The organism is Burkholderia sp. SCN-KJ (assembly GCF_024656005.1).
Lineage (GTDB): Bacteria > Pseudomonadota > Gammaproteobacteria > Burkholderiales > Burkholderiaceae > Burkholderia.
Map to the genome: position 1 here is coordinate 20809 of NZ_JANKOG010000005.1, position 12303 is coordinate 33111.

General features: G+C 66.3%; 10 protein-coding genes. 4 read left to right on the forward strand and 6 right to left on the reverse strand.

Annotated features, from left to right (window positions below; all coding sequences use genetic code 11):
* Window positions 1-46 precede the first annotated feature (46 nt).
* Both NQV17_RS10055 and NQV17_RS10060 read right to left on the reverse strand, forming a co-directional pair.
* Window positions 47-1198: a branched-chain amino acid ABC transporter substrate-binding protein gene (locus tag NQV17_RS10055; RefSeq protein WP_257771893.1), complete on the reverse strand. Its 1152-nt coding sequence runs from the start codon at window positions 1196-1198 to the stop codon at window positions 47-49.
* A gap of 36 nt (window positions 1199-1234) precedes the next feature.
* Complete coding sequence (locus NQV17_RS10060; RefSeq protein WP_257771895.1) at window positions 1235-2464, reverse strand: FAD-binding oxidoreductase; 1230 nt, start codon at window positions 2462-2464, stop codon at window positions 1235-1237.
* 231 nt (window positions 2465-2695) lie between these two features.
* On the opposite strand from NQV17_RS10060, the gene NQV17_RS10065 reads away from it, so the two are divergent.
* Both NQV17_RS10065 and NQV17_RS10070 read left to right on the forward strand, forming a co-directional pair.
* The gene (locus NQV17_RS10065; protein ID WP_044848130.1) at window positions 2696-4108 is read left to right on the forward strand and encodes a PLP-dependent aminotransferase family protein; all 1413 of its coding nucleotides are present in this window, start codon (window positions 2696-2698) and stop codon (window positions 4106-4108) included.
* A gap of 534 nt (window positions 4109-4642) precedes the next feature.
* Complete coding sequence (locus tag NQV17_RS10070) at window positions 4643-6067, forward strand: PLP-dependent aminotransferase family protein (protein ID WP_257771897.1); 1425 nt, start codon at window positions 4643-4645, stop codon at window positions 6065-6067.
* A gap of 65 nt (window positions 6068-6132) precedes the next feature.
* Here the strand turns inward: NQV17_RS10070 and NQV17_RS10075 are convergent, their stop codons facing one another.
* A complete protein-coding gene (locus NQV17_RS10075; RefSeq protein ID WP_257771900.1) occupies window positions 6133-6750 on the reverse strand; it encodes a LysE family translocator in 618 nt (205 codons plus the stop codon).
* A 67-nt stretch (window positions 6751-6817) separates the two neighbouring features.
* Between NQV17_RS10075 and NQV17_RS10080 the strand changes: the two genes are divergently transcribed.
* Window positions 6818-7741, forward strand: coding sequence for a LysR family transcriptional regulator (locus tag NQV17_RS10080; RefSeq protein ID WP_257771903.1), 924 nt, complete (start codon window positions 6818-6820; stop codon window positions 7739-7741).
* 131 nt (window positions 7742-7872) lie between these two features.
* Here NQV17_RS10080 and acnB read toward each other — a convergent pair whose 3' ends face one another.
* Window positions 7873-10458, reverse strand: a complete 2586-nt coding sequence (gene acnB, locus NQV17_RS10085) for a bifunctional aconitate hydratase 2/2-methylisocitrate dehydratase (protein WP_257771905.1) — start codon at window positions 10456-10458, stop codon at window positions 7873-7875.
* 483 nt (window positions 10459-10941) lie between these two features.
* Between acnB and NQV17_RS10090 the strand changes: the two genes are divergently transcribed.
* Window positions 10942-11322: a nucleotide pyrophosphohydrolase gene (locus tag NQV17_RS10090; protein ID WP_044848135.1), complete on the forward strand. Its 381-nt coding sequence runs from the start codon at window positions 10942-10944 to the stop codon at window positions 11320-11322.
* Window positions 11323-11407: 85 nt separating this feature from the next.
* On the opposite strand, the gene NQV17_RS10095 is transcribed toward NQV17_RS10090, so the two are convergent.
* Together NQV17_RS10095 and NQV17_RS10100 are read right to left on the reverse strand one after the other, a co-directional pair.
* Window positions 11408-11665, reverse strand: a complete 258-nt coding sequence (locus tag NQV17_RS10095) for a MoaD/ThiS family protein (protein ID WP_044848136.1) — start codon at window positions 11663-11665, stop codon at window positions 11408-11410.
* A 61-nt stretch (window positions 11666-11726) separates the two neighbouring features.
* Window positions 11727-12290 carry a molybdenum cofactor biosynthesis protein MoaE gene (locus tag NQV17_RS10100; protein WP_257771908.1) on the reverse strand — a complete coding sequence of 188 codons (564 nt, stop codon included), beginning with the start codon at window positions 12288-12290 and terminating at the stop codon, window positions 11727-11729.
* Between the last annotated feature and the right edge of the window lie 13 nt (window positions 12291-12303).

Sequence of the window (12303 nt, forward strand, 5' to 3'; positions counted from 1 at the left end):
GCAGACGGCGCGATGACGCCGCCTGCCGCGCGCTGCTCGGCGTCGATCAGTTCGACGCGCCGCCGACCGTGCGAATGCTGTGCCACTGCCCCTGTTCGACGCGGAACAGCGTATAGGGCGGCTTGATCAGGTCGCCGCGCTCGTCGAACGAGATCTTCCCGGTCACGCCCGTGACCGACACGCCCGGCAGGCTCGCGACGATCTTGCTGCGGTCGAGCGAATCGGCCTTGCGGATCGCCGTGATCATCGCGAGCGTCGCGTCGTACGCAAACGGCGCATACAGCTCGACGTCCTGGTTGAAGCGCGCCTTGTAGCGCTGCGCGAACGCGATCGCCGACGGCAGCTTGTCGAGCGCCGGCCCCGGCTCGAGATCCTGCGTGCCTTCGCCCGCATTGCCGGCGATCTTCAGGAACGCATTGCTTTTCAGCGCGCCGGCGCCGAACAGCTGCGCGCGGATGCCGAGCGAGCGCATCTGCTTGACGAGCATCGCGCCCTGTTCGTCGAGGCCGCCGAAGAACAGCAGGTCGATGTTGTTGCTCTTCATCGTGGTCAGGATGCCGCGGAAATCGACCGCCTTGTCGTTCGTGTATTCGCGGCCGACGATGGTGCCGTGCGCGTCCTTCACGCCTTTCTCGAATGCGTCCGCGAGCCCCTGGCCGAATGCGGTGCGGTCGTCGATGATGCCGATCCGCTTGGCCTTCAGCTGCTCGACCGCGAAGCGTCCGGCGACCACGCCGCCGACGCCGTCGTGCCCCATCGTGCGGAACACGTTCTTGAAGCCCTGCATCGTCAGTTGCGGGTTGGTCGAGCCGGGCGTGATCATCGCGACGTTCGCCTGCTTGTAGACGGCCGACGCGGGGATGCTGCAGCCCGAGTTGTAGTGGCCGACCACGCCGACCACGCCGTCGTCGACGAGCTTCTGCCCGACCTGGATCGCGATGCGCGGATCGGCCTGGTCGTCCTGCACGTCGAGCACGAAGCGCACGGGCTTGCCGCCGATGGTTGGATGTTTCGCGTTCTCCTCGTCGAGCGCGAGCTGCGCGCCGTATTGCAGGTCCTTGCCGACGCGCGCGACCGGGCCCGTCAGCGGGCCGGCGAAGCCGATCTTGACGGTTTCCGGGTCCGCGGCCTGCGCGGACGCGGTGACCGTGCCGATCGAGCAGACGGCCAGCCATGCCAGCCAGTTACGACGATTCATGATGCCTCCTTGCAGTGGTGGAAGTGGCGGCGCGCGTCAGAATCGCGCGGCCCGGTAGGGGGTGAGATCCAGCGGCGGCGCGCGTTGCGCGACGAGATCGGCGACGATCCGCCCGGTGATGCCGGCGAGCGTGACGCCGAGATGCTGGTGGCCGAACGCGTGGATCACGCGCTCGCTGCGCCGCGCGCGGCCGATCACGGGCACGCCGTCCGGCAGCGTGGGCCGAAAGCCGAGCCAGCTGCGCGTCGGCGCGCCGAGCGATGGCAGTGCCTCGCGCGCGGAGCGGGTGAGCAGCGCGACCAGCGAGCGGTTCATGCCGGCGTCGAAGCCGCCGAGCTCGACGGTGCCGGCCGCGCGCAATCCTTCGTCGAGCGGCGTCATGTAGAACCCGCGCTCGGCCCAGCCGACCGGCCGCGTGACGATCTGCTCGTGCGCGGCGAACTGCACGTGGTAGCCGCGCTCGGTGTCGAGCGGCACTGTGTCGCCGCACGCGGCGGCGAATGCGCGCGAGCGGGCGCCGGCGGCAATCACCACATGATCGAAGCGGCGCACGGTGCCGCCCGCATGCAGGCTCACGCCGTCGCCGACGGGCTCGATCCGTTCGACCTGCGCGCGTTCGAGCGTCGCGCCGCCGGTTGCCAGGTGCGCGAACAGTTCGCCGAGGAACCCGCAGGGATCGGAGAAATGCCAGCTCCCGTGGAACAGCACGCCGCGCGTGAAGATCGGCGCGAGCGCGGGCTCGAGGCGGCGGATCGCGTCCGCGTCGAGCGTGTCGAACGGCACGCCGAGCCGGCGCCGCAGCGCGAGCGACGGCTGCGCGGCGTCGAACGACGCCTGCCGTGCATACAGGTACAGGCATTCGCGCGGCCGCACGAAAGCCGCGAGCCGCGACGGTGCGAGCAGCGGCGCATAGGCGTCGGCGGCGCGCGTCAGCAGCGCGGCCAGCGCGCTCGCGCTGCGCGCGTGACGCGCGGGCGTCGACGCGACGAGGAACCGTGCGAGCCACGGCGCGCCGCGCAGCAGGTAAGGCCAGCGGATGCGCAGCGGGCTGTCGGCGGCGAACAGGAAGTGCGGCATGTCGCGGAACACGGACGGGCCGTTGACGGGCACGCAGCCATACGGCGCGAACGTCGCCGCGTTGCCGAACGACGCGCCATGGCCGACGCCGGCCGGATCGAACAGCGTGACGCGGTGCCCGTCGCGCTGCAGCCAGGCCGCCGCGCCGAGTCCGATGAAACCTGCACCCACGATGGCGATGTTCGCCATGTCGCCTCTCCTCCGGCACGCGTGATTCACACAAAGATGGGATAAAGAATCACACAGTAATTTTTTGTGTGCAATCAAAAAGCGATTGTATGGCGCTAGCGTTTACCCGATTTTAACTGGCTGTTTTGACTGACCTTTCGGCTGACGTTTGACCGGAAGGGGATGTCATATACAATCGCTGGGCAGGCTTGAACGGCAGACAAACGCTTTTTGTGTGGATACAGGCGACGAATGGCAGCAGACAAATTTTCCGGTGAGCGCGACGGCGACGCGCCGGCGCAGGCGAAGCGGCCGACCTATGTCGAGGTATCGAGCTCGATCGAGGCGGAAATCCGCAACGGCATGTACCCGCCGGGTAGCCGCCTGCCGCCGCAGCGCCAGCTCGCGACCGAACTCGGCATCAACGTGTCGACCGTGTCGCGCGCGTACAAGGAGCTGCAGCTGCGCGGCCTCGTGATCGGCAGCAAGCGGCGCGGCTCGCTCGTCACCGGCGGCGCGATGCCGAGCATCGAGCCGGCCCGCGCGTCGCTCGCGGCGGGCAACGGGGTGATCGACCTGACGGTGAACCGGCCGGCGACCGGCGAGTTTCTGGCGTGCCTCGCGCAGACGTTCGGCACGCTGCCGGCCGATCCGCGGTTCGCCTCGCTGCAGGAATACCAGCCGCCGCAGGGCCCCGACTGGGCGCGCGCCGCGGGCGCGCAGTGGCTGGCCGCGCCGGGCTTCACGCCGTCGCGCGACCAGGTGGTCGTCACGAGCGGTGCGCAGCACGGGCTTTATGCGGTGCTGAACAGCCTGATCGGCACCGACGGCGTGATCGTCGCCGATCGGCTTACGTATTACGGCCTGAAGGCGCTCGCGCCGGTGTTCCAGTTCGAGATCGTCAGCGCGCCGGCCGACGACGACGGCCTGCTGCCCGACGAGATCGAGCGGATCTGCCAGCGCATGCCCGTCAAGGCGATCTTCGTCGTGCCGAACCTGCAGAACCCGACCGTGACGACGATGAGCCTTGCGCGCCGCATGGCGCTCGTCGACGTCGCGCGCCGCCATCACGTGACGATCATCGAGGACGACGTGTACGGGCCGCTCGTGCGCGACCGGCTGCCGGCGATCGCGGGCTTGTGTCCCGAGCTCACGTTCCATATCGGCGCGACGTCGAAGATCCTCGCGCCCGGGCTGCGCCTCGGCTACCTGAGCTGCCCGCGCGACAGCGTCGCGCTGTGCGCGGAAGCGGTGCGCACCACCGCGTGGATGCCCGCGCCGACGTCGATGCTGATCGCGACGGTGTGGATCGAGAACGGCACCGCCGAGCGGATCATGAGCGCGCAACTGGCGGAGATCCGCGCGCGCGTCGATCTGGCGCGGGAACTGCTGCCGGCCGGTCACCTGAAGTCGGATCCCGCGTGCATGTTCGTGTGGCTGCGGCTGCCGCCGCCGTGGCGGGCCGACGACTTCGCCGCGAACGCGAAGGCGCGCGGCGTGATCGTGATGCCGTCGTCGACGTTCGCGGTCGATCGCGCGGAAATCGAGCACGGCGTGCGCATCAACCTCGCGTGTCCGGCGACCCGCGACGAGCTCGTGAACGGGCTGCGGATTCTGGCCGGCACGCTGAAGGACCGGCCGCGCGCGCTGTTCGGGTCGATCTGACGCGCGCCGTTCGCGTCGAGCGAACCCGCGACGACTTCGACGATCCGCCGCGGCAGCGGCGCTGTGCCGTCATGCAGGCGCGACACCGCGTGCGGCGGTGGCGACTGGCGGTTCGCTGCGTGTACTGCATCGCAGGATGCCGCAGACGCAACCGCGAACTGCGCGATCACACGGTACCGCCCTCGAATCCCCGGCCACCGCATCAATTTCCCGGCCTCTGCACCAATTCATAAGACGTACAGTTCGCCCGGAATCGCCAATTCGCGCCGAACTGTACTCTTTTGCGCGTATCCGATGTGTGTACTCCGCGCCAACTGTTCTGCTTTTAAGATTCGTGCATCAAGTGCACAGTGCCGCAAGCCCAGACGTCACGGGCCGCCCGGCGCATCTTCAAAAGCGAGCCACGGCGATGGAAAAGGCAAAACCGGAGGGAGCAATCAGGCGTCACGACAGCCCGGTCGGCGGGCAGAACACGCGCGCTTCGGACGCGCACGGAGCAGCGGCGCGCATGCGCAGGCCGGCGGGGAGCATCCGATGAAGCTCTACGAAAAACTCGCGGACGACATCGAACGCCTGATCCGCCAGGGCGTGTACCGGCACGGCGACCGGATTCCGTCGGTGCGGCAGGCAAGCCAGCAGCACCGGATCAGCATCACGACCGTGCTGCACGCGTACCTGCTGCTCGAAAGCCGCGGGCTGCTGGAGAGCCGTCCGCAGTCGGGCTACTTCGTCAACCTGCGGCGCAACGACAACCATGCGCCGGTGCGCGAACTGCGCCCGTCGAAGCCGATCGCGATCTCGTCGTCGGTAGACATGAGCCGGCTCGTGCTGTCGACGCTGCGCTCGATCGGCACCGACGACGCGGTGCCGATCGGCTCGCCGTATCCGGACCCGAGCCTGTTCCCGTTCGAGAAGCTGAACCGCTACGCGTATGCGGCCGGCCGCGACAAGTCGCTGTGGGGCGTGACCGACGGGCTGCCGCCCGGCCATCCGCGCCTGATCCGGCAGATCGCACGGCGCTACCTGGAAAACGGGATGTCGGTCGATCCGAACGAGATCATCGTGACGGTCGGCGCGACCGAGGCGATCAACCTGTGCCTGCAGGCGGTCGCGAAACCGGGCGACACGATCGCGGTGGAGTCGCCGACGTTCTACGCAATGCTGCACGCGATCGAGCGGATGGGGATGAAGGCGATCGAAGTGGCGACGCATCCGGAATACGGAATCGACATCGCGGCGCTGGCGGCGATCGCGAAGTCTCAGCCGATCGCCGCATGCATGGTGATGCCGAACTTCCAGAATCCGCTCGGCTTCCAGATGCCCGACGAGCGCAAGCGCGAACTGGTGGAGTTCGCAACTAAAATCGACATGCCGATCATCGAGAACGGTGTGTACAACGAACTGTATTTCGGCGAGTCGCATCCGAGCACGCTGAAGTCCTACGACCGCAGCGGGATCGTGCTGCACTGCGCGTCGTTCTCGAAGAGCCTGACGGCCGCCTACCGGATCGGCTGGGCGTTGCCGGGCCGCTATCGCGATCAGGTCGAGAAGCTGAAGTTCCTGAACACGCTGGCGACGCCGTCGCTGCCGCAGCTGGCGATAGCCGAGTTTCTCGAACGCGACGGCTACGAGCATCATCTGCGGCGCCTGCGCAAGGCGTATGCGCAGCAGGCGAACCTGATGCGCGCGATGGTGTCGCGGTTCTTCCCGGAAGGCACGCGCATCTCGAGCCCGGCGGGCGGCTACGTGTTGTGGGTCGAGTTGCCGGCGCAGGTCGATGCGATGCGCCTGTACCAGCTCGCGCTGGAGCAGGGGATCACGATCGGTCCGGGTTACATGTTCTCGATCACCGACAACTACCGGAACTTCATCCGGCTGAACTACAGCAGCCCGTGGTCGCCCGAGATCGAGCAGGCGGTGATCGCGGTCGGCAAGCTCGCGGCGTCGTGCATGCGGTGAGGCGCCGGCCCGCTCGATGCCGATATCCGGGCTGAACCACGCGCCCGGGTGTCGGCGTGCGGCGATCAGCGGCTGCCGCGCGCGATGGCCAGCATCACGCCGAAGCCGACGAGCAACACGCCAAACGTGCGATCGATCCAGTGACGCAAGGACAGCAGGCGATCGCGGACGGCGTCGGCGGAAAAACAGAGCGCCACGAGACTGAACCAGCCCGCGTGCGCCAGCGCGATGAACAGGCCGTAGCCGATCTGCACCGGTAATGGCGTGTCGGGGCGGACCGCCTGCATGAACAGGCTGACGATGAACACGGTGGTTTTCGGATTCAGCGCGTTCGTCAGAAAGCCGGTGCGCAGCGCCGCCAGATCCGACAGGGGCGCGGCCTGCGTCGCGGGGCGGCCGTCCACGGGTTTGGCCGCGAGCATCCTCGCGCCGAGGTAGATCAGGTAGAGCGCGCCGACGAGCTTCACGGCATTGAAGAGCCACAGCGACTGGCGGATCAAGAGGCCGACGCCCAGCAGCGTGTAGCTCACGTGAACCGTCACGCCCAGCCCGATTCCCCACGCGGTGAGCAGGCCCGAGCGGCGCGACAGCATCAGGCTGTTGCGCGTGACCATCGCGAAATCCGGCCCGGGGCTGATGACGGCCAGCAGCGTGATGGTGACTACGACTATCCATTCCGTCATTGCATCGTCCTTTTGAAATTCATCGTGATGAGCGAATATTAGGGATCACGATTCGCGAGGAAAAGCGATGTTTTCTGACCAGGGTGGTGAGTTTGACTCACATGAAGTTAGAGCCAATCTGCCATCGTTGATGGCCCTGCGCTGCTTCGAAGCGGCGGCGCGCCATGAGCATTTCAGCCGCGCCGCCGATGAACTGCATCTGACGCACGGCGCCGTCAGTCGCGCGGTGCGTCTGCTCGAAGACGATCTCGGTGTGGCGTTGTTCGAGCGGCGCAGTCGTCGGGTCTTCCTGACCGACGCGGGCCGCAAGCTGGCGCAGGCCGTTCATGACGGCCTGCATCTGATGAAACAGGCCGCTCATGAATTGCGGACCGAGGCGGCCCGCGCGCAGCGTTGGGTGCTGTCGTGTGAACCGACGCTGCTGATGCGCTGGCTGATTCCGCGCTGGCCGGATTTTCAGGCGGCTTACGCGGGCGTCGATATCCATCTCGCCGCGGCGGGCGGCGCGTTCTCGTTCGACAACGGCATCGACATGGCGATCCGCCGCAATGACTTTGCGTGGCCCGCCGGCTATCACGCGGAGCGACTGTTCGCGGAGAAGGTCGGTCCGGTGTGCCGACCCGACAAGGTCGATGCGTGGTTTTCAGGCAGTCGGCATGACCGCGCGTTGAAGCGGGGCGCGCCGCGACTGCATACCCGGACGCGGCCGGACGCATGGAAGGAATGGGCGACGGCCGCGGATCAGCCGGCGGGAAGCGGACGCGGGCAGGTGTTCGACCATTTCTATTTCAGCCTTCAGGCGGCCGTCGCGGGGCTGGGTGTCGCGATCGGGCCGTGGCATCTCGTTCGCGACGACCTCGAAAGCGGCGTGCTGGTCGCGCCGATGGGTTTCGTCGAAGACGGCTCGCACTATTGCCTGCTGACGCCGGAGCCCGTGAAGGACGGAAGCGCACAAGCGGATCTGCTCGGCTGGCTGAAGGCGATGGCCTGACGTGTGAGCCGGACCGCTTTTAGCGCCGGCGACATCCAGAAATCCAAAAAAATGGCGCCGCGGCCATTCAGCCCGCGGCGCCATTGCGTATCGCCACGACGGGCATCACCCGCCGTAGCGCGACAGCATGCTTAGATCTGCACGGTGTCGGCGACTTCCTTGAAGTCTTCGATCTGGTCGAAGTTCATGTACTGGTAGATCTTGTCGCCGTTTGCCGTGAGCACGCCCATGTCGGCCATATACTCTTCCTTGGTCGGGATCTTGCCCAGACGCGAGCAGATCGCCGCCAGTTCCGCCGAGCCGAGGTACACGTTCGTGTTCTTGCCCAGGCGGTTCGGGAAGTTGCGGGTCGACGTCGACATCACCGTCGCGCCTTCGCGCACCTGCGCCTGGTTACCCATGCACAGCGAGCAGCCCGGCATTTCGGTGCGAGCGCCGGCCGTGCCGAACACGCCGTAGTGACCTTCTTCCGTCAGCTGCTTCTGGTCCATCTTGGTCGGCGGTGCGACCCACAGCTTGACCGGAATGTCGCGCTTGCCTTCCAGCAGCTTCGACGCCGCACGGAAGTGACCGATGTTGGTCATGCACGAGCCGATGAACACTTCGTCGATCTTGGCGCCGGCCACGTCGGACAGCGTCTTCACGTCGTCCGGGTCGTTCGGGCAGGCGACGATCGGCTCGTGGATGTCGGCGAGGTCGATCTCGATGACGGCCGCGTATTCGGCGTCGGCATCCGGCGCGAGCAGTTGCGGGTCGGCCAGCCACTGCTCCATCGTCGCGATACGGCGCTGCAGGCTGCGCGGATCCTGGTAGCCCTGCGCAATCATCCACTTCAGCAGCGTGATGTTGCTGTTCAGGTATTCGATGATCGGTTCCTTGTTCAGGCGCACCGTGCAACCGGCGGCCGAACGCTCTGCCGACGCATCCGACAGTTCGAACGCTTGCTCGACCTTCAGGTCGGGCAGGCCTTCGATTTCGAGGATGCGGCCCGAGAAGATGTTCTTCTTGCCTTGCTTGGCGACCGTCAGCATGCCTTGCTTGATCGCGTACAGCGGAATCGCGTTGACGAGGTCACGCAGCGTGACGCCCGGCTGCATCTTGCCCTTGAAGCGGACCAGCACCGATTCCGGCATGTCGAGCGGCATCGTGCCGGTGGCGGCCGCGAACGCGACCAGGCCCGAGCCTGCCGGGAAGCTGATGCCGATCGGGAAGCGCGTGTGCGAGTCGCCGCCGGTGCCGACGGTGTCGGGCAGCAGCATGCGGTTCAGCCACGAGTGGATCACGCCGTCGCCCGGACGCAGCGCGATGCCGCCACGCGTGCTGATGAAGTTCGGCAGCGTCTGGTGCGTCTTCACGTCGACCGGCTTCGGATAAGCGGCGGTATGGCAGAACGACTGCATCACCAGGTCGGCCGAGAAGCCGAGGCATGCCAGATCCTTCAGTTCGTCGCGGGTCATCGGGCCCGTGGTGTCCTGCGAGCCGACCGAGGTCATCTTCGGTTCGCAGTACGTGCCCGGGCGCACGCCCTGGCCTTCCGGCAAACCGCATGCGCGGCCGACCATCTTTTGCGCGAGCGAGAAGCCCTTGCCGCTGTCGGCCGGCTGGTGCGGCAGGCGGAACAGCGTCGACGGTGCGAGGCCCAGCGCTTCACGCGCCTTCGCGGTCAGGCCGCGGCCGATGATCAGCGGAATGCGGCCGCCGGCGCGCACTTCGTCGAACAGCACGTCGGACTTGACCTGGAATTCGGCGATCACGTTGCCGTCCTTCAGCGCCTTGCCTTCGTACGGACGCAGTTCGACCACGTCGCCCATGTTCATCTGCGACACGTCGAGTTCGATCGGCAGCGCGCCGGCGTCTTCCATCGTGTTGTAGAAGATCGGGGCGATCTTGCCGCCGAGGCACACGCCGCCGAAGCGCTTGTTCGGCACGAACGGGATGTCTTCGCCGGTGAACCACAGCACCGAGTTGGTGGCCGACTTGCGCGAGGAGCCGGTGCCGACCACGTCGCCGACGTAGGCGACCAGGTGACCCTTTTCCTTCAGCGATTCGATGAACTTGACCGGGCCGCGCTTGCCGTCTTCTTCCGGCGTGATGCCGGGGCGCGCGTTCTTCAGCATCGCCAGCGCGTGCATCGGGATGTCCGGGCGGGTGGTGGCGTCCGGGGCCGGCGACAGGTCGTCGGTGTTGGTTTCGCCCGTGACCTTGAACACCGTGATGGTCAGGCTTTCCGGCACTTCCGGACGGCTCGTGAACCATTCGGCGTCGGCCCAGCTCTGCAGCACGGCCTTCGCGTGCGCGTTGCCCTGGTCGGCGAGTTCCTTCACGTCATGGAACTGGTCGAACATCAGCAGGGTTTTCTTCAGCGCGTCGGCAGCGACGGCCGCGACCGCTTCGTCGGACAGCAGCTCGATCAGCGGCTGGATGTTGTAGCCGCCGAGCATGGTGCCGAGCAGCTCGGTCGCGCGCTCGCGCGAGATCAGCGGGCAGGCCGTCTCGCCCTTCGCGACGGCGGCCAGGAAGCCGGCCTTCACGCGCGCGGCTTCGTCGACGCCGGCGGGCACGCGGTGGGTGATCAGGTCGAGCAGCGTCTGCTCTTCGCCTGCGGGCGGGTGCGCCAGCAGTTCCACCAGTTCGGCGGTTTGCTGGGCCGTCAGCGGCAGGGGGGGAATACCGAGCGCGGCGCGGGCGGCCACGTGAGCACGAAAGTTTTCAAGCATGGGGGGACCTGCTGAGATTGCGTTTCAGGGGAAGGGCTTTCCAGGCACGCCGAGGCTGCTGTTCCGGACACTGCTTCACTGCTTGGACGGGATTCTAGTCGCAATATGGTCAGGCGTCAAATGTCTTATGTCTTATATAAGAGTTGCGGCGCATGGCGGCTGAGCCGTCTTGCCGGGTATCCGGCGGGGCGCATCGAAGCTGGATGCGAAGCGGGCGGAAAATCGCGAACTGCGTGGGCCGGAGCGGGACGGTTCGACGAAGGGGCGTGATCGTGAATTTGGGCCGTCGCTCCGATGCCCTGACGGCGGGACGGCATTTCGCTTGCCCTTGGTGCGACGCTTGCCGGGGCAGCTTCCAGCTCCTATATCATTCGGGTCTGTCCGTGCGGGGGCGCTGTACTTGCAGGCCGAAGGGCGGATTTCTCATGCCCGCATGCCGTCGAAGGCATCGATAGATTTTGGATATGCACCAGGAGTCGCTACGTGGAAAAGTCTGAGTTGCGGAATGATCTAGTGGAGTTGCGCGAACTCGTCCGCCAGTTTGTCGACGAGCGCGACTGGGACAAATTCCACACGCCGAAGAACCTGGCGACAGCGCTCAGCATCGAAGCGAGTGAATTGCTGGAGCCGTTTCAATGGCTCGTTTCGGGCGACAAGAGCGAACTTGGCGAAGCCAACCTGACGGCCGTTCGTCACGAGATGGCCGACGTATTGGTGTATCTGGTTCGCCTCGCGGACAAGATGGATGTCGATCTTTTTCAGGCGGTGCTTGAGAAGATGGAGCTCAACCGGGCAAAGTATCCGGCTGACAGAGTGAGGGGCGACTCGCGAAAATACTCTGAATATAAAAATCAGGAGAAATGAGGCTGGATGCAGGTCACGGCAAGCCGCGCGGCTTGATGATCCATTTGCCTGTTTCGTGGGCGGGTCGCCGCTCGATGCGAACGGATCACCCACCCGTCACCGGCGGGAAAAACGCCACCTCGCTATCCTCCCGCACGACGAACCCACCGGTCACCATCTCGAGATTCACGGCCGCCCGCACGGGCCGGTCCATCCGCAACGCTTCGCCGCTGCGCGCGTCGCGTGCGGCGAGCGTGCCGCGCAGCGCGTCGACGGTGACCTCGTGTGCATCGATCTCGACGACTTCCTGATCGATATGCAGCTGTTCGCGAATGCTCGCAAAGTATTTGATCGTCAGTTTCATTGAAATGTCCCGGGCGAAATCGGCGAAATGGGCGGAATCGGCAACGCATTGACCGGCACGCTCAACCCCACCGCCGCATCGCCTGATCGTCGTGCGCCTTCGGCTCGACCCAGCCGGCCACGCCGTCGTGCCGGATCTCCTTCTTCCAGAACGGCGCATGCGTCTTCAGGAAGTCCATGATGAATTCACACGCATCGAACGCCGACGCACGATGCGCGGCGGCCACCACGACGATCACGACCGGCTGGCCGAGCGGAATGCGCCCGACGCGATGCACGATCCTGACCGCTTCTAGCCGCCAGCGCGCGCTGGCTTCCTCGACGATGCTCCAGAGCGCCTGCTCGGTCATCGTCGGATAGTGCTCGACTTCGAGCGCGATCACGTCGTCGACGTCGCCTTCGTTGCGCACGACACCGATGAAATTCACGACCGCGCCGACATTCGGATTCCGAACGATCGGTGCGATCTCGGTGCCGGCGTCGATCGCCGCGTACTGCACACGCACCTCGAAGCCTGCGGCAATCGCCGGCGGCGGCTCGGCGTGCGGGTCGGCGGGTTCGGCATGGGTGGCGTCACGCGACGGATCGTCGGGTGACGCGGCACGGGATTCGGTGAAACTCGTCATGACGGTTCTCCAG

Coding starts and splice junctions, on each gene's coding strand:
- NQV17_RS10055 (WP_257771893.1), bottom strand. CDS start 1,198: ATGAATCGTCGTAACTGGCTGGCATGGCTGGCCGTCTGCTCGATCGGC.
- NQV17_RS10060 (WP_257771895.1), bottom strand. CDS start 2,464: ATGGCGAACATCGCCATCGTGGGTGCAGGTTTCATCGGACTCGGCGCG.
- NQV17_RS10065 (WP_044848130.1), top strand. CDS start 2,696: ATGGCAGCAGACAAATTTTCCGGTGAGCGCGACGGCGACGCGCCGGCG.
- NQV17_RS10070 (WP_257771897.1), top strand. CDS start 4,643: ATGAAGCTCTACGAAAAACTCGCGGACGACATCGAACGCCTGATCCGC.
- NQV17_RS10075 (WP_257771900.1), bottom strand. CDS start 6,750: ATGACGGAATGGATAGTCGTAGTCACCATCACGCTGCTGGCCGTCATC.
- NQV17_RS10080 (WP_257771903.1), top strand. CDS start 6,818: ATGTTTTCTGACCAGGGTGGTGAGTTTGACTCACATGAAGTTAGAGCC.
- acnB (WP_257771905.1), bottom strand. CDS start 10,458: ATGCTTGAAAACTTTCGTGCTCACGTGGCCGCCCGCGCCGCGCTCGGT.
- NQV17_RS10095 (WP_044848136.1), bottom strand. CDS start 11,665: ATGAAACTGACGATCAAATACTTTGCGAGCATTCGCGAACAGCTGCAT.
- NQV17_RS10100 (WP_257771908.1), bottom strand. CDS start 12,290: ATGACGAGTTTCACCGAATCCCGTGCCGCGTCACCCGACGATCCGTCG.